The 20,475-nt window shown below is 60.5% G+C and carries 22 protein-coding genes; 7 read left to right on the top strand and 15 right to left on the bottom strand.

All coding sequences use genetic code 11. The features are described from left to right. The first annotated feature begins 140 nt into the window (after positions 1–140). On the top strand, positions 141–1,331 hold the full coding sequence (locus OIS53_RS16370) for a hypothetical protein (protein WP_264679648.1): 1,191 nt from the start codon (positions 141–143) through the stop codon (positions 1,329–1,331). A gap of 76 nt (positions 1,332–1,407) precedes the next feature. Here OIS53_RS16370 and rlmN read toward each other — a convergent pair whose 3' ends face one another. Continuing rightward, a complete protein-coding gene (gene rlmN / locus OIS53_RS16365) occupies positions 1,408–2,472 on the bottom strand; it encodes a dual-specificity RNA methyltransferase RlmN (protein ID WP_413775196.1) in 1,065 nt (354 codons plus the stop codon). Positions 2,473–2,581: 109 nt separating this feature from the next. On the opposite strand from rlmN, the gene OIS53_RS16360 reads away from it, so the two are divergent. Beyond that, positions 2,582–2,917, top strand: a complete 336-nt coding sequence (locus tag OIS53_RS16360) for a DUF2281 domain-containing protein (protein WP_264679646.1) — start codon at positions 2,582–2,584, stop codon at positions 2,915–2,917. Then, positions 2,914–3,240 carry a type II toxin-antitoxin system PemK/MazF family toxin gene (locus tag OIS53_RS16355; protein ID WP_264679645.1) on the top strand — a complete coding sequence of 109 codons (327 nt, stop codon included), beginning with the start codon at positions 2,914–2,916 and terminating at the stop codon, positions 3,238–3,240. Before OIS53_RS16360 ends, OIS53_RS16355 begins: the two co-directional genes overlap by 4 nt. Here OIS53_RS16355 and OIS53_RS16350 read toward each other — a convergent pair. From OIS53_RS16350 to OIS53_RS16340, 3 genes are all read right to left on the bottom strand, one after another. Continuing rightward, a complete protein-coding gene (locus tag OIS53_RS16350) occupies positions 3,237–3,671 on the bottom strand; it encodes a thioesterase family protein (protein ID WP_264679644.1) in 435 nt (144 codons plus the stop codon). The genes OIS53_RS16355 and OIS53_RS16350 overlap by 4 nt on opposite strands. Positions 3,672–3,734: 63 nt before the next feature. Continuing rightward, positions 3,735–4,340, bottom strand: a complete 606-nt coding sequence (locus tag OIS53_RS16345; RefSeq protein WP_264679643.1) for a DUF6892 domain-containing protein — start codon at positions 4,338–4,340, stop codon at positions 3,735–3,737. Between the two features lie 101 nt (positions 4,341–4,441). After that, positions 4,442–4,744, bottom strand: coding sequence for a hypothetical protein (locus OIS53_RS16340; RefSeq protein ID WP_264679642.1), 303 nt, complete (start codon positions 4,742–4,744; stop codon positions 4,442–4,444). Between the two features lie 69 nt (positions 4,745–4,813). On the opposite strand from OIS53_RS16340, the gene mnmC2 reads away from it, so the two are divergent. The 3 genes from mnmC2 (at position 4,814) to OIS53_RS16325 (ending at position 7,624) form a co-directional block, all read left to right on the top strand. Beyond that, positions 4,814–5,485 carry a tRNA (5-methylaminomethyl-2-thiouridine)(34)-methyltransferase MnmC2 gene (gene mnmC2 / locus OIS53_RS16335; protein WP_264679641.1) on the top strand — a complete coding sequence of 224 codons (672 nt, stop codon included), beginning with the start codon at positions 4,814–4,816 and terminating at the stop codon, positions 5,483–5,485. Positions 5,486–5,828: 343 nt separating this feature from the next. After that, the gene (locus OIS53_RS16330) at positions 5,829–7,055 is read left to right on the top strand and encodes a DUF2157 domain-containing protein (RefSeq protein WP_264679640.1); all 1,227 of its coding nucleotides are present in this window, start codon (positions 5,829–5,831) and stop codon (positions 7,053–7,055) included. Continuing rightward, positions 7,052–7,624 carry a GDYXXLXY domain-containing protein gene (locus OIS53_RS16325; protein WP_264679639.1) on the top strand — a complete coding sequence of 191 codons (573 nt, stop codon included), beginning with the start codon at positions 7,052–7,054 and terminating at the stop codon, positions 7,622–7,624. Before OIS53_RS16330 ends, OIS53_RS16325 begins: the two co-directional genes overlap by 4 nt. 423 nt (positions 7,625–8,047) lie before the next feature. Here OIS53_RS16325 and OIS53_RS16320 read toward each other — a convergent pair whose 3' ends face one another. From OIS53_RS16320 to rpmB, 11 genes are all read right to left on the bottom strand, one after another. Continuing rightward, positions 8,048–8,557: an ExbD/TolR family protein gene (locus OIS53_RS16320; RefSeq protein WP_264679638.1), complete on the bottom strand. Its 510-nt coding sequence runs from the start codon at positions 8,555–8,557 to the stop codon at positions 8,048–8,050. A 132-nt stretch (positions 8,558–8,689) separates the two neighbouring features. Continuing rightward, the gene (locus tag OIS53_RS16315) at positions 8,690–9,268 is read right to left on the bottom strand and encodes a 5-formyltetrahydrofolate cyclo-ligase (RefSeq protein ID WP_264679637.1); all 579 of its coding nucleotides are present in this window, start codon (positions 9,266–9,268) and stop codon (positions 8,690–8,692) included. 114 nt (positions 9,269–9,382) lie between these two features. Continuing rightward, positions 9,383–10,972 carry a bacillithiol biosynthesis cysteine-adding enzyme BshC gene (gene bshC, locus OIS53_RS16310; protein ID WP_264679636.1) on the bottom strand — a complete coding sequence of 530 codons (1,590 nt, stop codon included), beginning with the start codon at positions 10,970–10,972 and terminating at the stop codon, positions 9,383–9,385. A 183-nt stretch (positions 10,973–11,155) separates the two neighbouring features. Continuing rightward, positions 11,156–12,469, bottom strand: coding sequence for a 30S ribosomal protein S12 methylthiotransferase RimO (gene rimO / locus OIS53_RS16305; protein ID WP_264679635.1), 1,314 nt, complete (start codon positions 12,467–12,469; stop codon positions 11,156–11,158). A 256-nt stretch (positions 12,470–12,725) separates the two neighbouring features. After that, a complete protein-coding gene (locus OIS53_RS16300) occupies positions 12,726–13,868 on the bottom strand; it encodes an acyltransferase family protein (RefSeq protein ID WP_264679634.1) in 1,143 nt (380 codons plus the stop codon). Positions 13,869–14,007: 139 nt separating this feature from the next. After that, positions 14,008–14,424 carry a hypothetical protein gene (locus tag OIS53_RS16295; RefSeq protein WP_264679633.1) on the bottom strand — a complete coding sequence of 139 codons (417 nt, stop codon included), beginning with the start codon at positions 14,422–14,424 and terminating at the stop codon, positions 14,008–14,010. Positions 14,425–15,004: 580 nt separating this feature from the next. Beyond that, entirely contained in the window at positions 15,005–15,982 is a 978-nt protein-coding gene (gene ftsY / locus OIS53_RS16290) for a signal recognition particle-docking protein FtsY (protein ID WP_264679632.1), read from the bottom strand. 188 nt (positions 15,983–16,170) lie between these two features. Beyond that, positions 16,171–16,332, bottom strand: coding sequence for a DUF4295 domain-containing protein (locus OIS53_RS16285; RefSeq protein WP_264679631.1), 162 nt, complete (start codon positions 16,330–16,332; stop codon positions 16,171–16,173). 7 nt (positions 16,333–16,339) lie between these two features. Next, positions 16,340–16,522 (bottom strand): 50S ribosomal protein L33, encoded by a 183-nt coding sequence (rpmG, locus tag OIS53_RS16280; protein WP_045689232.1) that lies wholly within the window; start codon positions 16,520–16,522, stop codon positions 16,340–16,342. Between the two features lie 263 nt (positions 16,523–16,785). Then, positions 16,786–18,417 carry an aminopeptidase P N-terminal domain-containing protein gene (locus tag OIS53_RS16275; RefSeq protein WP_264679630.1) on the bottom strand — a complete coding sequence of 544 codons (1,632 nt, stop codon included), beginning with the start codon at positions 18,415–18,417 and terminating at the stop codon, positions 16,786–16,788. Positions 18,418–18,622: 205 nt separating this feature from the next. Continuing rightward, positions 18,623–18,862: a 50S ribosomal protein L28 gene (rpmB, locus tag OIS53_RS16270; RefSeq protein WP_264679629.1), complete on the bottom strand. Its 240-nt coding sequence runs from the start codon at positions 18,860–18,862 to the stop codon at positions 18,623–18,625. A 206-nt stretch (positions 18,863–19,068) separates the two neighbouring features. Here rpmB and OIS53_RS16265 point away from each other — a divergent pair, with 206 nt between their 5' ends. Beyond that, positions 19,069–19,917 carry a class I SAM-dependent methyltransferase gene (locus OIS53_RS16265; protein ID WP_264679628.1) on the top strand — a complete coding sequence of 283 codons (849 nt, stop codon included), beginning with the start codon at positions 19,069–19,071 and terminating at the stop codon, positions 19,915–19,917. The last annotated feature ends 558 nt before the right edge of the window (positions 19,918–20,475 follow it).

The following is a 20,475-nucleotide window of genomic DNA, read 5'->3' as shown; positions in this document are numbered from 1 at the left end:
GCTTTACTCTCGGGCCCTTGCTGCTCGTTTCTGAAGTCCTATTCCGGCATCTTATTACGCGGCCGGAAAGAGCAGGTAGTGCATACAACCATTAGGTTTGACGGCGTACTCTTTGAAGCGTATTCTAACCCGTTGCGTGCATGTCCGTCTCCCGTTTTGTGTGTGTTGCATCGCTGCTGCTGGCCCTGGCCAGTGGCCCGGCGCTGGCCCAGGCTCCTACCACCCGTCCGCTTACAGTTCACCCGGCAGTGGGTGAGAGCATCGACCGCCAGGAAAAGGCTACCTACGGCCTGTTCCCGTATTATTCCGTCGACCTTTTCGAGCAGGCCCGCTTCGAGCAAAGCCTGGCGCCGGACAGCACCATTACCCTGCACACCCAGCTGCGCGACGGCCGCACCCTGCTGCGGCCCTTCACCAAGGCCGAAGTGGCGGCCGTCCGTCAAACCATAGAGGACCGGATACGGGAGCTGGGCGCGGCGGCCCCCAGCCAGCCGGGGACGGGCACCGCGCCCGCCGCCACCGATTCGGTGGGCCGCCGCTACCGCGTAACCCTGCGCCAGGGCACCACCTTCGATGGGGAGCTAACCGCGCGGCAGGCGCAGCAGCTGACGTTTCTGACCAAGGACCTGGGCACAGTGCAGGTGGAACGCAGCAACATTCTGCGCCTCGACGAGCTAAACTCGGAGCTGTCCCGCCGCCCGGCCAGCTGGTTCGACATCGGCAACGGCAACCGACTGTTCTTCCAGCCCACGGCCCGCAACCTGCGCCGCGGCGAAGGGTCGTTGCAGTCAATCAACCTGTTTCTGCTCGGCGCCAATTACGGCCTCACCGATAACGTGTCGGTAGGCTTGCTTACGTCGCTGGTTCCGGGTGTGCCGCTCACCGACCAGTTCATTGCCTTCACCCCCAAAGTATCGGGGCAACTCAGTGAAAACGCTCACGTGGGCGGCGGCCTGCTGTACGTGCGCGCCGGGGGCGAAAGTGCCGGCATCTTCTACGGCAACTTCACCCGCGGCACGGCCGACAACAACGTTACGCTTGGCTTGGGCTACGGCTTCGTGAGCGGCACGGTGGGCAGCACCCCCGTTGTGCAGCTGGGCGGCCAAACGCGCGTGTCGCGGCGCGTGTCGCTGCTCAGTGAAAACTATCTGATTGCCGACCGTGAAGCGGGGGTGTTTGGGCTGTACGGAGCCAAAATCAATTGGCGCCGCACCAGCCTGGGCTTGGCCGCCGCTTACGTGCTGCCCTACGAAGGCGATGGCGCCGTTTCCACCTACATCATTCCGGTCTACATCGACTTTACCTTCCGCTTCGGCGAGCCTGCACGCTGAGTAGCAGTTACTGTTTCAAGCACAACGCCCCGCGGCACAGCCGCAGGGCGTTTCGGTGTATACGCTTTTCGCTTGGCTACGCCGCCGGCTTTTCCTTCACGGCCAGCTGCCCGCAGGCGGCGTCGATGTCTTTGCCGCGGGAGCGGCGCACGTTGGTTTGCACGCCCCGGTCGGCCAGGTACTTGTGGAAGGCCATGAGCTTGTCGTCGGCGGTGTTGCGGTAAGAAGCCGCCTCAATCGGGTTGTACTCGATGAGGTTGACTTTGCAGGGAATCCACTTGGTAATCTGGTACAGCTCCTCGGCGTCTTGCAGCGTGTCGTTGAAGTTCTCGAATACGATGTACTCGTAGGTGACTTTGCGGCCGGTGAGCTGGTGGTAGTGCTTCAGCGCGTCCTTCAAGGAGGCCAGGGAGTTGGCTTCGTTGATGGGCATGATTTCGTTGCGCTTGGCGTCGTTGGGGGCGTGCAGGCTCAGGGCCAGGTTGGCCTTCACGTCGTCGTCGGCCAGCTTCTTGATCATCTTGGCAATGCCGGCGGTGCTGACGGTGATGCGGCGCGGGGCCATGTTCAGGCCGTCGGGGGCGGTGATGCGCTCAATGCTTTTCACCACGTTGGCGTAGTTGAGCAGGGGCTCGCCCATGCCCATGTACACGATGTTGGTGAGGGGCGTGCCGTACTGGGCCTCGCACTGTTCCCGGATGCGCACCACCTGGTCGTAGATTTCGGCGGCGTCGAGGTTGCGCTTACGCTCCATGTAGCCGGTGGCGCAAAACTTACACGTGAGCGAGCAGCCCACCTGGGAGCTGATGCAGGCCGTCATGCGCGTATCGTGGGGGATGAGCACGCCCTCCACCACGTTGCCGTCGTGCAGGCGGAAGGCCGACTTGATAGTGCCATCGGAGCTGAGCTGCTGGTTTTGCACCTGCACCGAGTTGATAACGAAGTGCCGGGCCAGCAACTCGCGCGTGGCGAGGCTAAGGTTGTTCATCTCCTCAAACGAGCCGGCCGTGTTTTTCCACAGCCACTCCAGCACCTGCTTGGCCCGGAACGGCTTCTCGCCGTGCTCTACCAGAAAGGCCTTCAGCTCGTCGGGGGTGAGTTTGCGGATGTCGCGCTTCGAAACTACGGGCAAATCAATCATCATAGCTGCAAAGATACACCATCTGAGGCGGCTGGGTTCCAGGAAAGTAGCACGAACTATTCCCGCCGATTAGTACTTTGGTAGACGTATTCTTCGACTTTCTGACCCGATGTCCAAGCAGGAAATTATCGACCAAACGGTGCAGCTGCTGGAGCAGCTACCAGAGGAAAAAGCGGCTGAGATTCTGGATTTCGCCGCGTTTCTGATGCAGCGCAGCAGACCCAATAGTATTGTCATCACGGAGCCGCTTGAGCAAGTATCTGTTCCTCTTCTAAAACGCCGACGGCCTTCCCCATCCACATCAGAAACTGATGACGAGGAAGATGACAAACTTCTGACACAGCAGATAGCTGCTTATGTGGAAAATTCGCCGGTTTTTGCTTTTCTACATGACCCGGCTGAAGACATCTATACTCTTGATGACCTTAAAGTGCGCTATCAGTGAAGCCAGGAACCATTGTAGTGCTGCCGTTTCCTTTCACTGACTTGAGTGGCCATAAGCTGCGGCCAGCATTAGTGCTAGCTATTCGGCCGGCTGATATTACAGTAGCTTTTATTTCATCCCAGGTGCAGTTTCCACGTTCGTCTGATGTGCTGGTTCAACCTTCAGCAATCAATGGCTTACGCGTTGCATCATTCATTTGCACCGATAAGCTGGCAACTATTGAAGCGCGGCTAGCAAAAGGAGAGTTGGGGGAACTAGATTCGTCGTATCGAGCGGAAGTCAATCAGAAATTAACTGCGGCTTTGCTTTTGCCGCTTTTTTAGCCCAACTCCCCGCGCAGGCGTCGGGTGGCTTCTTCAGTCAGGGGTAGCAGCTTGCGGGTGTTGTAGTCGAAACCGAGCATACCGGTTTTGGCGCGGGCTACCTCCTGGCCGTGCTGGTTCGTAACCCGGTATACGATGTCGAAGCCGTACTTGCTGAGGTCGTCGGCGGCCATTTGGATGCGGAGCGTGTCGCCGTAAAACCCCTCGCCTTTGTACTCAATGGCTACATCGGCCATGATGTGACCCTGCTTGGTGGCGGGGTTGAACTCAGGGCGGCCCACGTAGTTCAGAAACTGCACCCGCGCTTCGTGCAGAATGCTGAGCAGGGCGTCGTTGCCGAGGTGGGCGCCGTAGTTGAGGTCGGTGATGCGCACGGGTATTTCCGTGGTGAAGAGGAAGGTATCAGGCAGTTGAACTTTAACGCGGGGCATAACAGAGGAGTGGTGAATTTTGGAGCTTCTAGCGGGTTTTCTACAGCAGCTAAAGCAGGCTTATTACGCTACTTCTACCCCGGCAGCCGTGAGCTGGGCTTGGATGGCCGCGTAGCCTTCCACCAACGTGCTGTTCACCACCAGCCGTTTCAGCGACGGAAGCGTCAGCAGCACAGGCGCATCCGTGAAGCGCACCTCATCATCCGCGTACAGCTCCAGCGACTCCAGCCGGGGCAAGCCCGCCAGAGGCTGCAAGCTTACGAGGTGCGCGCTGGGCCGCGGAAACTGCCTGGAGCCTAGCGTAAGCACGATTCTTCTCAAACCGGGGCAGTGCTCCAGTCCGGTGAGGGAAGTCAGCTGAAACCAGAAGTCTTCGCCGCCGCTGTAGTAGCCAGCCAGCTCTTCCAGCTCCATTCGGGCATCTACGCAGTGGTCTTCGTCCAGCTCCGTGAGGGAAGCCAGCAGCTTCTTTCTCAGGGGAAAATCGTCGAGGGCTTGCAGGATTTCCGGCATGTCGGCGCCAGGCTGGTCGTCGTCGCGTGGAAACTCCTCCAGGTTCAGCCGCTGGGCCAGGTGCTGGGTCAGGTCTTCCAGCTCAAATTCGTCGGCATCCGCCAGGGCGTCGGCCACGATTAACAACAAGGCGGGATTGTGCAGCTGAACGCTCATAGGCGAGAAAGTCGGGTTACGGACGATGGGCAGCGGGCAGTATCCGGGTTCGGGCAACATTTCCAACGGCTTGGCGGCGGCTTCGGCTGGGCCGGCGGTAGTTAGCGGCGGGGCGGCCGGATGGCGTAGTACCAGAACAAGTACCCGAAGCAACAGCTCAGCAGCAGGTACACGCCACTGACGCCGGGCTTGCCCGCCAGCTCGTACAAAATCCGCAAGGGGCCCACGTACAACGACTTCCGGGTGCCGTTTTCCAGCTCCGTGAGCCACCGCCACCAGTACGCGGCGTACCCGGCCAGGCCTAGCATGGGCAGCAGAAACAACACCGGGTAGCGGCACAGAAACTTGATAACCGGGCTGTCGGTAACGGGGTGGACCTCGGTGTTCTTCCAGCGGATTGGCATACGGGAACAGCAGGGCGGGGCTTGTATTTTTGAGGGCCTAAATTTAGGCACTCCTGAGCAGGCACCCCCATGCACGTAGAAGTCAGAACCACCGCCGACGGCTCCAGCACCCTGTACGTGCCCGCCCTGAACGAGCATTACCACAGCACCCACGGCGCGGTGCAGGAAGCCCAGCACGTGTACCTGAGCGCCGGGCTGGAGCCGGTGTTGGCGGCGGCCACTGCACCGGTGCGGGTGCTGGAAGTGGGCTTCGGCACGGGCCTGAACGCCCTGCTGACGCTGCAACGCAGCCTGACGGCGCCCGTGAGAGTTGAGTACGACACGCTGGAAAAGTATCCGCTGCCCCCAGCGGTTATCGAGCAGTTGGGCGTGGAGCGGTACATTCTGAACCCCGAGCTACAGGAGTTTCACCGGCAGCTGCACGCCGCGCCCTGGAATGAGCCCGTAGCCCTGACCCCGCAGTTCACGCTACGCAAGCTGGCCCAGGCCCTCCAGAACACCGCCCTACCGGCCAGCCACTACCACGTCATCTACTTCGACGCCTTTGCCCCCGAAAAGCAACCCGACCTGTGGACCGATGAGGTGTTCCGGCAGCTGCACCGGGCCACGGCGCCCGGTGGCGCGCTGGTGAGCTACTGCGCCAAAGGCACCTTCAAGCGCAGCCTGCAAGCCACCGGCTGGCTGGTGGAGAAAATCCCCGGCCCGCCCGGCAAGCGGGAAATGATACGGGCCAGGAAGTGACAGGTAACAGGTGACAAGTGACAAGCGACAGGTGACAGGTGACAGGTAGGAAAGACCGTCATGCTTCATCTGGCGTCCGCGCAGGCGCAGCCGTAGTCGAACCGAAGGAAGGCGTAGCCAAGCATCTCTACCTCTGGCTAACTCAATCATTCAACGAAGCGGGAGAGATGCTTCGGCCAGCTCAGCATGAGAATACCACTGCAACGTCACGTCAGCACGCGAGATGCTTCGACCAGCGGACGCCAGATGGAGCATGATGGTCCTTTTTTGCCTTTCATTATCATTTGTCCCTTACCGTTACCACCTTTCACCCCATCACCTCATCACCCCTTACCTTCGCTTTATGAGTCGCAGACTACTAGAAACCGATGGGCCGGAGTGGGTGCAGCGGGGCATCATCACGGAGGCCCAGCGCGAGCAGCTGCTGGTCCTATACCCGGCCGATGCGCCGGCCGTGGGGCTGCTGCCGCTGCTGGGCAGCCTGTTGGTGGGGCTAAGCGCGCTGAGCGTGGTGGCCGCCAACTGGCAGAGCCTGCCGGAGCTGGTGCGCCTGGGGCTGCTTCTGGGCTCGTTGGGCGGGGCCTACGCCGGGGGCGAATACTTTCGGCGCCGCGGCAACGACAACCTGGGCATGGGCCTGATTGCGCTGGGGCTTATCTTGTTTGGAGCCAGCATTGTGCTGACCAGCCAGCTCTACCAGCTCATCGGCTACGACCTCACCGGGCTGGTGGCTTGGGCGGTGGCCGGCATGGGCTTGACCTGGATATACCGCAGCCGCCTGTTGTTTCTCCTTACGGCCGTTATCAGCGGCATCGTGCAGGGCTACAACACCGGGCAGCTGGGCGCCTTCAGCTACCTCACGGCGGCCTTCACGGCGCTGGGCCTGGGCACCTACTGGTGGCGCCGCCCCGATGCCCTGACCGGCACGGTGCTGGCCACCGGCCTGCTCTGGCAGGCGGCTTTGCTTGTCAACCACCTCCACGTCAAAATCACCTGGTTTTTCGTGCCGGCCATGCTGGTGTACGCCCTCGGCGACTGGCAAACCGACCGGCCCGCCGGCCGGGCCGTGCAGGGGCCGCCGCTGGTAGCGGCGTTTCTGTTTACGCTAGGCCTGGCCTTGTTCGGCGAAGCCGATACCTACACCGGTGAGCTGCGGCCGCCGCTGGTGGCGTATCTGGCGGCGCTGGGAGTAGTGCTGGCCTTGTCGCTGGTGGGCAAGCAGCGGCGGGGCCGCCTCAGCAGCGCCACCGACTGGCTGTTGCTGCTGCCGGGCTTTTACTTCCGCGGGGGGCTGGCCCTGGCCGTGGCTACGCTGGTGGTGCTGTACGCCTACTCCGGCTCGGTGCTGGCGCGGGCCCACCAGGAGCAAAACCCCGACCGTGTAACGCTGGGCACCGTGCTGTTTATTCTTACCACGGCAGTAGCCTACTTCAAGCTGACGTGGGGCTTTTTGGATAAGTCGTTGTTTTTTCTGCTGGGCGGCCTGCTGCTGCTGGGCCTGAGCTGGTGGCTGCGCCGCCGCGCCGCTCGTACCTTCGCCGCGTCCTCCGTTAATCAGCCCCAGCCATGAGTACCGTTCTGCCTACCGCAGCGCCGGCCGCCACTGCACCGCCCCCCGACGACGAGCTGCCCGAGGGCCGGCGCCGGCAGTGGCTGCGGTGGCTGGTGGTGGCGCAGGTGCTGTTTGTGCTGGGCGTGGCCGCGGCCGGCTATGCCACCGAAGCCCTGGGCCGTACCATCTGGCTGCGCACCACGCCCATCGACCCGCGCGACCTGCTCTACGGCGACTACGTGACCCTGCGCTACTCCATCAGTGAGCTGCCGGGGCGCTTGTGGCGGGGCTCCACCATGCCGCGCCGCCACCAAGCCGCCTACGTGCTGCTGGAACCGCGCCAGAATTCCTTTGAGGCCGTGGGCATCTTCCCCGACAAGCCCGCCGCCAGTCCCACCCAGGTGGTGCTGCGGGGCTCGGTGCAGGATGTGTGGCGGCGAGGCCTGCGCCTGCGCTACGGCCTGGAGCGCTACTACGTGCCGGAAGGGGCAGGCCGCCGCCTGGAGCGGCGCCAGGCGCTACGGGTGCAGGTTAGCATTGCGCCCTGGGGCCAGGCCCGCATTACGCGCGTCGAAAACGCCCGTTGAACACTTTTTTGGCATCCCGGCTGTATGGCTCAGTTCCTTAGGCTGTTGTTATTATCTTAGCGGCTTTACCGCCCCACGCCCCCGCTCCTACCTATTGCTCTTGCTTTATCGTTTCACCTATGTCCTTCCATGAAAGCTACCCTATGCAAGCTAGCCGACGTACTGGCTGCGCAACGCCGAACCACTTCCATTTCCGCCAAGCCTAAAAAACCCGCTGACCACCGCTCCGCCTCTATCCCGCTGCCTCACCCCGAGCCTCTGGCGGGCAGCCCCCAGTCATAAGCCCACCGCCCGCCCCAGGTAGCCTGAGGCGGGCGGTGTTCTTTTTTAAGTAGTAAGACCTTAGATGTGAAAAGTCAGAAATCAGGCATTCTGTTGACTGCCAACAGCTTTCTTCTGACGTATTCCTTACGGTCAGGCGTCCTACAACCGGTGCGCTTCCAACAACTCCCGGTCGGCGCGGCTCAGGTCTACGAGGGCGTATTTCCTTTGGCCGGTAATGTTCATTTCGTCCAGCGCATCCACCATGCTCTGGTAGGTGGCCTGGTCGGTTGGCTTGATGAGCACCACGCCCTCCGGGTTTTGCCGGAACCGGAGCAGCACCTGCCGCAGGCCATCCGGCGCAAACGTGGTGGTGCGGAGCTTTTCAGCTAAAGCTGCCGTGGGGGCTAGCCCAAAAAAGTAGTGCACCCGGCCGCCCTTATCCAGCAGTAACGTCAGGGCATCTTGCTCCGATACATCTGACGGTTCGCCTTTTCTGTCGGGCATGGCCACTTGCATGACGGTGGGCTTGCTGAAGGTGGTCGTCAGCATGAAGAAGGTCAGGAGCAGAAACGCCAGGTCCACCATGGGCGTCATATCGAGGCGGAAAGCCGTGTTGCGGGCGCGGGACTTGCTGCCTTTTGCGGAGGAGTTGGGCTGAATGTCGGCCATACCGGTGTGGGGGTTAGGTGAGTACAGTTGAGCTATACTCGGCCAACGCTGGAAGCCGGATTGGTATTGCGGAAATACGCTACGAGGTTCCCGCAGAGGACGCAGAAGGATGCGCAGAAGGCGCGGAGCTGTTCAGCTGGCAAACTGCCACACCCGCTCCGGGGTGAGGCAGGCGTGCAGGCGCACGTCGCCGGGCCAGGCGTCCTGGATGCGCGGCACGGGCGGCTCCAGGCCCACGCCAATACGCAGCGCGTCGGGCCGGCATTGGGCCAGAAACCGGTCGTAGAACCCTTTGCCGTAGCCTACGCGGTGGCCGGCTTCGTCGAAGGCCAGCAGCGGCACGAGCACGGCATCAAATTGCTCGGGAAACACTTCCTCAGCCCCCACCGGCTCCGGAATTCCCCAGCGGTTATCGATTAGCTGAGTGTCAGGTGTTAGCTCATAATGCCTCAGCGTGTAGCCGTCGGCCTGCACTACGGGCACGGCCAAGCGCACGGCCAGCCGCTCACCCCAGGTGTGCCGAATGATGCTCCACGTATCGGGCTCGTGTTGGTGCGGAATGGGCAGAAACACATGCAGCCACTGCCATTGCGGCACCGGGAAACTGCGGAACAGCTGCTTCCGCAGCTTGTCGCTCAGCCAGGCCACCTCACCCTCAGACATGGCTCGGCGGCGGGCCAGGGCGTCGCGGCGCAGCTCGGCTTTGGTCATAAACTGGTTTTTGGTTGATAGTTTTTAGTTTTTGGTTGGTAGCCATTGACAAGTTTGGCTGGCATTATCGCCAATTGAGCCAAAAACCATCAACCAAAAACCATCAACCAACTTCTACTCCTCCAGCACCGTAAACTCCAGGGCCAACGGGTCGAAAGCTTCCAGCAGCTGGTCGATGAAGTGGGGGTTGTTGATGAGGATGCTGAGTACGTTGTCTTCGCGCTCCTGGAGGTGGCCGTTGGGCATGAGCTTGTCCTTGAGGGCGGCCAGCTGGCTGTAGGCGGTTTCGTGCTTGGCTTCGGCGGCTTTGCTCAGGCGCTTTTCCAGGCCGGCCAGGGCCCCGGCGGCTTTCTGCTGCTCGGCAGCCACGGCGCGCACCAGCGTGGGGTCGAGGCGCTGGGCCAGGTCGGCTACGTGCCGGAAGGCGGCGGCCAACTGCTGCTGCGGCTCCTGTAGGCTCACTTCTTCCTGGCCCAGCGTGGCGCCCACTTGCTTCTTCAGCTCGGGCAGGGGCCGGAAAATGTCGGGGGCCGCCAGGCCCAGCTTGCGCAGCTTGCCCGCGTTGGCCTTGCCGATGTACTGGGCCGAGTTGCGCAGCAGCACGATGGGAAAGGGCACACCGTTTTCCTCGAACACGCCCTTCAGCTGAAACCAGTACGCCACCTCGGCCCCGCCCCCGATGTAGCAGAGGTTGGGCAGCAGCAGCTCCTGGTACAAGGGCCGCAGCACCACGTTGGGGCTGAACTGCTCGGGGTGCTGGCGGGCCAGTTCCAGCAGCTCCTGCTGGCTGTGGCAGCGGCCGGTGTTGCGCACCGTAATCTGCACGCAGTCCTGGGCGGCGTCGTACTCCAGCCGCTCCCGCTTGCCGGCGTCGGTCAGGAAAAACAGGTTAAGGGGGCGCGAGTACACCTGGGGCTTGTAGCCAGCGGCTTCGAGGCGGGCGTTGGCCTGCTGCACGGCCCGGTGCGAGGCCTGCTCCCGGATTTCCTTCTCCAGCACCGGCACCAGGGCTTGCTTCAGTTCCGGGTCGTCGGCATCAAGGCTCACCAGTCCGTACTGCCCAAACAGGTCGTGGGTGAGGCGGCGGGTGGCCTCGGCCAAGGTGCCGGCCTGGGCGTAAGCGTCGCGGAACACGGCCGGCACGTCGGCGGGCAGCTGGTCGAGCACTTCCGCCTGCAAGCCGGCCAGCGGCAGCCGGCCCACGGGCCCGCCGGTGTCGGTGGCGTTCCACTCGTAACGCTTGCCAAACAGGGTGAAGTGGTTGATTTCGGCGAAGTCGTGGTCTTCGGTTGCCATCCAGTACACCGGCACGAAATCGTACTGCGGATACGCTGCCTTCAGCTGCTGGCTCAGCTTCAGCGTCGTCACAATCTTGTAAATGAAGTACAGCGGGCCCGTGAGCAGGTTGAGCTGGTGCCCGGTGGTGACGGTGAAGGTGGTATCTTTTTCGAGCAGGCCGAGGTTGGCTTGCACGGCCGGGTGCACCTGCGGCAAGCCGGCGTACTGCCGGCGCAGAGCCGCTACCAGCCGCTGCCGCGCCGCGGGGGTGTAGTGCTGCCGCTTTTCCTCGATCTGTGCCGCAAACTCTTCCAGGGCCGGGAAGCGGTGGTAGAACGGAGTCAGGGCCTGGTGGCGGGCCAGATAATCAACCAGAAAAGGCGAAAAGGCACCAGTATCGGCGTAGCGCAGGGTTGTGACGGACATACGGAGGAAAGTGACTCGGCTATAACCGGCCAGCCGCCACAAAGTAACTGGGTATTTTTTCGGAAAGCGGCGCCGTAGCCCTATAACGCGCCCCAGGGCTGAAGCCCTGGGCTATGCAGCGGTTCAAGTGGTGCGCTACGTAGCCCAGGGCTTCAGCCCTGGAAGAGTCAGGATGCAGGCTATTTACACCAGCCGGCCGTACAAGTCGAAGTCTGAGGCCTCGGTTATCTGCACCTGGGCGAAGTCGCCGAGGCGGACGTAGGTGTTTTTGGTGGCCGGTACTAGCACTTCGTTGTCTACTTCGGGCGAGTCGTACTGGGTGCGGCCCACGAAGTAGCCGCTTTCCTTCCGGTCGAAAAGCACGTTGTAGGTCTGGCCTACTTTCGCCTCGTTCAACTCCATGGAAATGCCCTGCTGCAACTCCATAATCTGGTCGGCGCGGTCCTGCTTTACCTCGGCGGGCACGTCGTCGGGGAGGGTGAACGAGTGCGTGTTGTCTTCGTGGGAGTAGGTGAAGATGCCCAAACGGTCGAAGCGGGTGTCTTCCACGAAACGGTACAGCTCCTCGAAGTCCTGCTGGGTTTCGCCGGGGTGGCCGGCAATAAGCGTGGTGCGCAAGGCAATGTCCGGCACGCGCTGCCGAATGGTATCTACCAGCTCGATAGTCCGGCGCTTGGAGATGCCGCGGCGCATGGTTTTCAGCATGTTATCCGAGACGTGCTGCAAGGGCATGTCCAGGTACTTGCAGATGTTGGCCCGCTCGTTCATCACGTCCAGCGCATCCAGCGGGAACTGCGAGGGGTAGGCGTACTGCAGCCGAATCCAGTCGATGCCGGGCACGTCGGAGAGGTGGCGCATAAGATCCGCCAGCTTCCGCTCGCCGTACTGTTGCAGGCCGTAGTAGGTCAGGTCCTGGGCTATGAGAATCAGCTCCTTGGTGCCCATGCCGGCCAGGCGCCTGGCCTCGCGTACCAGGTCTTCGATAGGCCTATCGACGTGCTTGCCGCGCATAAGCGGGATGGCGCAGAACGAGCACGGCCGGTTGCAGCCCTCGGCAATTTTGAAGTAAGCGTAGTGCGAGGGCGTGGTCAGCAGCCGCTCCCCCACCAGCTCGTGCTTGTAGTCGGCCTCCAGCTTCTTCATCAGCTGGGGCAGCTCCAGGGTGCCGAAGTAGGCATCTACCTGCGGAATTTCCTGCTCCAGGTCGTCCTTATAGCGCTGCGACAGGCAGCCCGTCACGTAGAGCTTCTCCAGGCGGCCGGCCTCCTTTTCGTCGGCGTAGCGCAGGATGGTGTCGATGCTTTCCTGCTTGGCGTTGTCGATGAAGCCGCAGGTATTGATAATGACGATGTTGGCGTCGCTCTGGGCCGCTTCGTGGGTTACCTCGAAGTTGTTGGCGCGGAGCTGGCCCATCAGCACCTCCGAATCGACGAGGTTTTTGGAGCAGCCCAGGGTAATGACGTTGACTTTATTGGCCTGCTGGCTTCTGACTTTCATGCGAGGAAGGTAAGCGGGCGGCCGGGCAATTTCTTCACGCTGAGAAACTTGCCCGCTACGGCCCGCGGCGAATTCTGGACCGCAAAGGTACGCAGGAGGCAACGCCTTTTCCTAGGCCGAATGTTCCTCTTGCCCTGGTCGTGCGTCTTGGTGGCCTCCCGATGCCCGATGGTGCCGGGCTGTTCCTTTACGGCAGCGAGGGCAGCCCTACCCCTCCGCCCATCACCTTGCTAGTCGGCCCAGCGCGAAAAGCCGGCTACACTCCCCGGCCGCCGGTCAGCAGCGCATATACTCCCGGCACAACCCGCCGTAGCGCTGTGCCCAGCACCACCGCCAGCGCTACAACCCCGAGCGGCAACAGCAGATACACGAGCAACTGCTGGCCGTGCCAGTAGCGTAGAGCGGCCTCCGTGGCGTAGTTTACCAGGGGCACGTGCACCCCGTAAATCATAAACGAAAAGCTCGTTAGCCACACAAACCAGGGCTGGCGCATGGCTACCCGCACCAGCGCATCGGCGCCAAACCACATGACAACCACGCCCAGCGCCTCCGCCGCTTTGTGCAGCACCAGCATCAGGAGAAAGGAAGGCTGCTCCGGGTGAAAGGCCAGCCAGGTTTTGCCGGTTAGCAACAGCAGCCACCCCACCGCCAGCGGCCCGGCCCGAAACCAGCGCGGGGGCGTTAGCACGTCCAGCTCCCGCCTGCGCAGCCATACGCCCAAAGCAAAGAATACCAGCCCGGTGCCCTCGAACAGAGGTGGCAAGCCAACATCTGCCAGCCACAACAGCCCCGCAATCGAAAAATAAACCCGTGGGGCCCGCTCCACCGCCTTGCGCAGCCACGGATAGGCCAGGTTGTACACCAGCAGGCTCCGCAAAAACCACAGCTGAAACGGCACCGGTAGCAGCAGCCAGCGCACCAGCAACTCACCGGGCGAATACTGGCTGACCAACGGGTTTTGCGGCCCAAACGGACTGAGTGCTGCGCCAAGCACCAGCTGCCGAGTGGCCGGGTATTGCTCCAGGCCCCAGGTCAGGCCCAGCCCGAACGTGCTCCATAGCACGTAGGGCACTAGCAGCGTCCGTAGCCGCTGCTTCACGCGGGCTTTGTGCGGTGCCCGCGCCTCGTAGTGGGCAAAGAGGTAGCCAGAAATGGCGAACAGAATGGGAATGCGGAAACGCAGCAGCCCATTAGCCAGAAAATACTGTAGCCAGGTGTCCGCTGCCAGCGGCTCGTCGACGAGTGTCCAGGCGGCCAGGTAACGCGGGTGCAGGTTGTAGGCGTGCACATACACCAGCAGCACCATAGCCACCAACGACCAGAACCGGAGCTTCTGGCTAAGAAAATTATTGAGCTGGGCCGGACTGGCTGCCGTAGGTTTAGCTGGCAAAGGAAGCATAGAAAGTACACTATACACTCCAGATACGTCTCCCTTGAGCACCGTTGCTTGGCCGAAGCGCATTGTTTGCACCCTTCCCCTACAATGAGTCCGATAGCGCAGGGCTGGGCCCCGCGCCATCGTTCTTCTTCTATAGTTCTTACACCACTCCTCCCAGTGGGCGGTATGCCTCGCCGATGCTTCCCGGCTCGCTTTTCTCCATAAGGGCCACCATGAGGTCCTGGGCGGCGGCCAGCACGGGCTGGGCCAGCGCGTCGCCCCACAGCAGGCCCATGGGTGCCTCGCCGAAATGCAGGCCCGAAGGCGTCAGAAAATTGATGCGGGCTGTGTCGCCGAGGGGCTTGGAGGGGCGCTGGCCTTCCCAGGTTCCGATGGCGTCAGTGACGGCTTTGCCGGCGGCCAGCAGTTCACCCACCAGCCGGTCCAGGGTTCGGTCGGGCCGCTCCCACACAATGACTTTGCCGCTGTGGTTGAGGTAGCGCGCCGACCCGTCGGCGTAGGCGGCCACCACGTCGAGGCCGCCGGGCAGGGCCACTTCCACCACCACGCCCAGCACGCGCTTGGCTTTGGCGGGTGGCGGGCGGCTCCACGCCCTGGGCCCGCAGCGCGTGCCAGGCTTGCAGGTAGTGGCGGCTTTCCAGATTGGGGTGGTTGAGCACCTGCCGCAGGGCCACCTCGGCACCCGCCAGGTCGCCGCGCTGGGTGGCTTCCCGGGCCTGCACAAACCACCGCCACGGCTCGGCGTCACGGTGGGGCGCAGCGGCGGCGGGCCACTGGTTGGCGGGCAGGTCTCCAAACAAGGTCTCGCGCAGCTCCGGCTCCCGCCGCTCCGCATCCGTGCGGAACAGCCAGCTCAGTGGGTTTTTCATGGTAGGTGCGTGCTGCTTGAAACAGCTCAGCCAAAGCTATAAAAAACAAATTCTCCGGTTCAGCTGAACCGGAGAATCAAGCATCTTCTGCATTAAGGCCTACTGAGGCAGTTTATGAATCTGTAAAAGGCATTTTGGACGGTCATGCTCCATCTGGCGTCCGCCCCGCGAAGCATCTCTCCCGCTTCGTTCACACGATTGAAGTTAGCCAGAGGTAGAGATGCTTCGGCTCCGCTCAGCATGACCGTCCAAAATGCTGAACCATTTTCACTTCTTAAACAGCGAATTGACGAACGTCGTCCGGTCGAAGAGCTGCAAATCGGTCATCTTCTCCCCCACCCCAATGTAGCGCACCGGCACCTGGAGCTGATCTGAAATGCCGATAACCACGCCGCCCTTGGCCGTGCCGTCGAGCTTGGTAATAGCCAGGGCCGACACTTCGGTGGCTTTAGTGAATTCTTTGACTTGCAGAAAGGCATTCTGGCCGGTGCTGCCATCGAGCACCAGCAGCACCTCGTGGGGCGCGTCGGGAATCACCTTCTGCATCACGCGCTTGATTTTGCTTAGCTCGTTCATCAGGTTCACCTTGTTGTGCAGGCGGCCGGCGGTGTCGATAATCACCACGTCGGCCTGCATTTCCACGCCTTTCTGCACGGCGTCGTAGGCGACGGAGGCTGGGTCGGTGTTCATGCCGTGCGAAATAACTGGCACGCCCACGCGCTGCCCCCAGATGATAAGCTGGTCTACAGCGGCGGCGCGGAAGGTGTCGGCGGCGCCCAGCACCACTTTCTTGCCGGCCGAATGGAAGCGGTGGGCCAGTTTGCCGATAGTGGTGGTTTTGCCCACGCCATTCACGCCCACCACCATAATCACGAAGGGCTGGCCGGTGTTATCGGGTCGGTCGAGGATGGCGCGGGAGCCAGTGGCGCCGCTGTTGCGGTCCAGCAGGTCGGCAATTTCTTCGCGCAGGATGCGGTCCAGCTCCGAGGTACTCACGTACTTGTCGCGGGCCACACGCTTCTCGATGCGGTCAATCACCTTCACGGTGGTGTCGATGCCCACGTCGGCGTGCACGAGCAGGGTTTCCAGGTCGTCGAGCACGGCTTCATCCACCGTGCTTTTACCCACTACGGCCTTGCTGAGCTGGTCGAAGAAGCTGGTTTTGCTTTTCTGCAAGCCCTCATCCAAGGCCTGCTGCTGCTCCTTGCTTTCCTTATCCTTCTTGAAAAAATCGAAAAGGCCCATGAGATAGGGGCTTAGGGTCCTAGGGGCTTGGGGACTTAGAATGAGTAGGGTATATCATGTGGGCGGCTGCCCACACAGCACGGAACCTAAGTCCCCAAGACCCTAAGCTCCTAAGACCCTAACATGCAAAAAAGTCCCACAGTGGCGGGACTTCTTCACATTAGCTGGGTTGCCACAAAGGCGCCGGCTTACTTAACGCCGGTGGCAATATAGTCTTGCACTTTGTCAACGGGCACCATCTCCTCCTTGAAGGTGTAGGCACCGGTTTTCTCAGATTTCACGGCACGGATAACCTTAGCCCAGTCCTTGCCGCTGGCTGTTTTCAGGGTTGCTACTACTTTCTTAGCCATTGCTCAATTACTTGATTTCCTTGTGAACGGTCATCTTCTTGAGCACGGGGTTGAACTTCTTCAGCTCGATGCGCTCAGGAGTATTCTTACGGTTCTTGGTGGTGATGTAGCGCGAGGTGCCCGGCTGACCCGAGTTTTTGTGCTCGGTGCACTCCAGGATTACCTGCACCCGGTTTCCTTTTTTAGCCATCTCGACGGGGGTTTGGGATTAAGGACTGCAAAGGTACACGGGTTTTCGGAATTGGCAAACCACCAAGCCAATAATGTGTTACCACAGATAGAACGGATGACGGACCACAGATAGAACGGATGACGGACCACAGATAGAACGGATGACGGACCACAGATAGAACGGATGACGGACCACAGATAAAACGGATAGTAGATGGATGATACGGATACAAGCATAGGTATCTGTATCATCCATCTACTATCCGTTTTATCTGTGGTCGTTTACTTCACCTCTGGCAGCCGGAAATCATCCAGGGCACTCGGCTTGGCCATCAGCGCCTCAATGTCGGCCACGGTGCGGGGGGCTTCGGCCGAGAGGTTCTCGTGGCCGCTGGCCGTAATCAGGATGTCGTCTTCGATGCGGACCCCGATGTTCCACCACTTTTTGTCGCAGGGGCTGCCTTCGGGAATGTAGATGCCGGGCTCCACGGTAATGACGTTGCCGGCTTTCAGCGGGCCGTAGGTTCCCCGGTCGTGCACGTCGAGGCCAAGGTAGTGGCTGGTGCCGTGCGGGAAGTAGGTGCGCACATCGTCGGCCTTTTTGATAATGCCCAGCTTCAGCAGGCCGTCGGCAATAACCTGCTGGGCCACTTTGCCGGGGGCCTGGAAGTCGTTGCCGGTTTTGCACTCCCGAATGCCGGCTTCCTGGGCGGCCAGCACCAGTTCGTAAATCTGCCTTTGCTCGGGGCTGAACTTGCCCGAGGGCGGAATGGTGCGCGTGACGTCGGCGGTGTAGCCGTGGTACTCGGCCCCGCAGTCCATGAGCAGCAGGTCGGTGCCCAGGCGGGGCTTGTCGTTTTGGGTGTAGTGCAGCACGCAGGCGTTGTTGCCGGCTCCCACAATGCTGGGGTAGCCCTCAAACTCGGCTCCGTACTTTTTATACACGTACTCGTGCAGGCCCTGCACCTCCATTTCGCCCATGTCGGGCCGTACGGCTTTCATCACTTCCTGCTGGCCCACGGCGCTGATGCGCACGGCCCGGCGCAGCAACGCCAGCTCTTCGGGCGTCTTCACCTCACGTAGCTGGTTGAGTGCCTCATCCAGGGTTTGGGTGTCGAAGCGGCTGACGGGCCGGCTGGCCACGGCTTGTTTGCGCTCAGCGTCAGTTTTGGCCCCCAGATACGCTTGCACGTAGGCGTCTTGCGTCACGGCCGCCGGCATACCTTGCAGGTAGGGCCGCAGCCGGTCGGCGGCGGTGGCCCCGTGCTGCTGGATAAGCTTGTGTGCTTCGACTACGGCCGGATTGAAGTCGGCGGGCACGGCAGCCTGCTGGCGGAACGTAGCCACGAGGTCGAACAGGTCGGCCGGGTCGTCAGGGTCGTTGCGCACGTCGGTGGGCAGGGGCAGAAAATGGACCTGCCCGAAGTCGGCCCACCGGATGCCGGCCGTGGCAAAGGCTTTGTTGTCGGCCACGTACTGCACTTTCAGCTGCTGGCGGGCGCCCTCGGCACCCAGGCGGCGGCCGGTCCACTGCTCGGCCCGCGGGTTGCGGGGCTGCACAAACAGTGCCTCCGTTACGCCGGCCTGTCCGCCTACCGTTTGCGGCTCCTTGAACAGCACCAGCACCGCTTCGGGCTCGTCGTAGCCGGTTAGGTAATACAAGTCGGGGTGCTGGTGGTAGATGTAGTCCACGTCGTTGGCCCGGTTGCGGACGGGCGCCGCAAATAGCACAGCCACCGAGCGGGCCGGCAGCGCCTGGCGCAGCAGTTCCCGCCGCTGCTTATGAAACGCGGGGTCGAGCAGGTCGGTGGGGCGGCCGGGGCCGGCGGCGCGCTGGGCGTGGGTGGTTGAGGCCGTGAGCAGGCAACCCGCGAGCAGCAACTGCGCGGCGGTATTCAGCAAAGAGTGTAGCATAGCAGAACGAAAGACCGCACCAGCAGCTCAACGTTGCGGCGGCCGGCCCTCAAGATACGACAGTGCGCAGCGCGAAAACGGGGCCGCTTCTGCAAGCCGCCGCAAGCAACAGCGCGAAGCTTCCGCGTCCCGCGCTCCGGCCTGAACCAAAAGCAACGGGACGCGGAAGCTTCGCGCCGAGTGTGAAAAGCGGGGTACTAGAAGGCTAGTACACGATGTGGCCTTGCTCCTTGGCCTTCTTCAGCACGGCCATGATGCCGTTCTTGTTGATGGTGCGAATGGTGCTGGCAGCTACCTTCAGCGTTACCCAAGCGTCTTGCTCCGGAATATAGAAGCGCTTCTTCTGCAGGTTGGGGTAGAACTTGCGCTTGGTTTTGTTGTTGGCGTGCGAAACGTTGTTGCCTACGCGGGTACGCTTGCCGGTCAGATCACAAACTCGGGCCATGGTATCAGGAACTTAGAGGTGTCAATGCGGAAAAACAGGGCCGCAAATATCGGAAAAAAACCAATACCGGCAAATCAGTCCCCTTCAAAATTGAGCAGTTAGCCCGTCTCAGCTCATACATGCTATACGCATTACCAGAAGTCCTTATAATTTCGTGGACTGGTCCACTTGCTGTGGCCCTTGTCAGATGTATACCCATTTATCACATGCTCAAAGACATCTACCGTTTCCTGTCGCCGCGGTATCAGAACCTGGCCCTGGATTACAAAGTAGCTTTCAAACCTCGCTACGGACATGGCCAGCCGCCTCACGCAGTGCTGTACCCAATCATTAATGCCAACCGGGCCGCTTATCAGGGGTTGCTACAGTCGTTTCTGGCGTACCAACAAGTGTTTGTAAATATCCGCGACGCCAAGGCCGAGACAGACCCTAGTCAACCTTCTTGGAATAATGGTTTCTTGCCTGGTCTTGATATCATCGGCATCTATGGGATGCTGGCAAAGTTCCGACCTCAGCAGTATGTAGAAGTAGGGTCAGGCAATTCTACCAAAGTAGCTTATAAAGTTATTCAGGACCAGAATCTTACTACCCAAATCACCTCCATCGACCCTTATCCGCGTGCCGAAATTGACCAATTGGCCTCTCGTATAATACGGGAGCCATTCGAGAACATTGATTTTTCGTTTTTAAAGGCGTTGGGCGAAAATGATATTCTGTTCATTGACAACTCACACCGTGTCCTGCCCAACTCTGACGCCATGGTGTTTTTTATGGAGGTATTGCCCATGCTGCGCAAGGGTGTAATTGTGCATATTCACGATATCTACCTACCCTACGATTATCCGCAATTTATGTGCGACCGGTTCTATTCGGAGCAATACATGCTTGCGGCATTCCTACTGGCTAACCCTCAGAAGTACCAAACGCTTCTGCCCAATTACTTTATCAGCGAAGACCCAGACTTACGGCAAATACTGACGCCATTGTGGCAACAACCCAATCTGCACGGAGTAGAACAGCATGGCGGCTCTCTCTGGTTACGGATTGTTGAGTAAAGCAGATAACTGTTGCCCGTTTATGTTGTATAATAAGTCTTGTTTGGACTGTTTGGTGAATTCATCGGGCACGTAGGTACGCTTAGGCCTACGTATGAGTAGGTTGTGCAAGCCTCAGGCCAAGACGAAGACGGTGTCGTGGGCCCACTCGCCGCACAGACGTTTCACGCCACTGTGGGCGCGCTCAATGACCACGCGCAGAAGGCTCAGCCAACCAACTACCTTTTCCTCATGAGTTTTATTAGACAAAATTTATATTATTTATTACTTTTTATTTCATGACTGTTTGCCCTTGAGGCTATCAGAGGTTAAAGAGGCTACGTTAAATGCCACAATAAGTAGGCGCGCCTTAATATGAATTATCCTTTATTCATTTGTGATAATTTGCATATTCTTGATTTCCATTCTTATCATTGCACACACAATTTGAATAGATAGTTCTGCATTCTGACTGCTCTTAACTAGGCACTTACTTTTGCCTACTCTGCCTGAAATTGCCTTTAAAGGCAGCTCTAAGGCTATCGAGTTTATAATAAGCCAACCGTTGTTATAATCACG

Origin of the sequence: Hymenobacter sp. YIM 151500-1, assembly GCF_025979885.1 — a bacterium.
Lineage (GTDB): Bacteria > Bacteroidota > Bacteroidia > Cytophagales > Hymenobacteraceae > Hymenobacter.
This window is presented reverse-complemented; position numbering and strand designations above follow the sequence as displayed.

Bases quoted from the DNA above. Each gene is read 5' to 3' on its own strand.
- OIS53_RS16370 (WP_264679648.1), top strand. From the start codon at position 141: ATGTCCGTCTCCCGTTTTGTGTGTGTTGCATCGCTGCTGCTGGCCCTG.
- rlmN (WP_413775196.1), bottom strand. From the start codon at position 2,472: ATGATTGATTTGCCCGTAGTTTCGAAGCGCGACATCCGCAAACTCACC.
- OIS53_RS16360 (WP_264679646.1), top strand. From the start codon at position 2,582: ATGTCCAAGCAGGAAATTATCGACCAAACGGTGCAGCTGCTGGAGCAG.
- OIS53_RS16350 (WP_264679644.1), bottom strand. From the start codon at position 3,671: ATGCCCCGCGTTAAAGTTCAACTGCCTGATACCTTCCTCTTCACCACG.
- OIS53_RS16345 (WP_264679643.1), bottom strand. From the start codon at position 4,340: ATGAGCGTTCAGCTGCACAATCCCGCCTTGTTGTTAATCGTGGCCGAC.
- OIS53_RS16340 (WP_264679642.1), bottom strand. From the start codon at position 4,744: ATGCCAATCCGCTGGAAGAACACCGAGGTCCACCCCGTTACCGACAGC.
- mnmC2 (WP_264679641.1), top strand. From the start codon at position 4,814: ATGCACGTAGAAGTCAGAACCACCGCCGACGGCTCCAGCACCCTGTAC.
- OIS53_RS16330 (WP_264679640.1), top strand. From the start codon at position 5,829: ATGAGTCGCAGACTACTAGAAACCGATGGGCCGGAGTGGGTGCAGCGG.
- OIS53_RS16325 (WP_264679639.1), top strand. From the start codon at position 7,052: ATGAGTACCGTTCTGCCTACCGCAGCGCCGGCCGCCACTGCACCGCCC.
- OIS53_RS16320 (WP_264679638.1), bottom strand. From the start codon at position 8,557: ATGGCCGACATTCAGCCCAACTCCTCCGCAAAAGGCAGCAAGTCCCGC.
- OIS53_RS16315 (WP_264679637.1), bottom strand. From the start codon at position 9,268: ATGACCAAAGCCGAGCTGCGCCGCGACGCCCTGGCCCGCCGCCGAGCC.
- bshC (WP_264679636.1), bottom strand. From the start codon at position 10,972: ATGTCCGTCACAACCCTGCGCTACGCCGATACTGGTGCCTTTTCGCCT.
- rimO (WP_264679635.1), bottom strand. From the start codon at position 12,469: ATGAAAGTCAGAAGCCAGCAGGCCAATAAAGTCAACGTCATTACCCTG.
- OIS53_RS16300 (WP_264679634.1), bottom strand. From the start codon at position 13,868: ATGCTTCCTTTGCCAGCTAAACCTACGGCAGCCAGTCCGGCCCAGCTC.
- ftsY (WP_264679632.1), bottom strand. From the start codon at position 15,982: ATGGGCCTTTTCGATTTTTTCAAGAAGGATAAGGAAAGCAAGGAGCAG.
- OIS53_RS16285 (WP_264679631.1), bottom strand. From the start codon at position 16,332: ATGGCTAAGAAAGTAGTAGCAACCCTGAAAACAGCCAGCGGCAAGGAC.
- rpmG (WP_045689232.1), bottom strand. From the start codon at position 16,522: ATGGCTAAAAAAGGAAACCGGGTGCAGGTAATCCTGGAGTGCACCGAG.
- OIS53_RS16275 (WP_264679630.1), bottom strand. From the start codon at position 18,417: ATGCTACACTCTTTGCTGAATACCGCCGCGCAGTTGCTGCTCGCGGGT.
- rpmB (WP_264679629.1), bottom strand. From the start codon at position 18,862: ATGGCCCGAGTTTGTGATCTGACCGGCAAGCGTACCCGCGTAGGCAAC.
- OIS53_RS16265 (WP_264679628.1), top strand. From the start codon at position 19,069: ATGCTCAAAGACATCTACCGTTTCCTGTCGCCGCGGTATCAGAACCTG.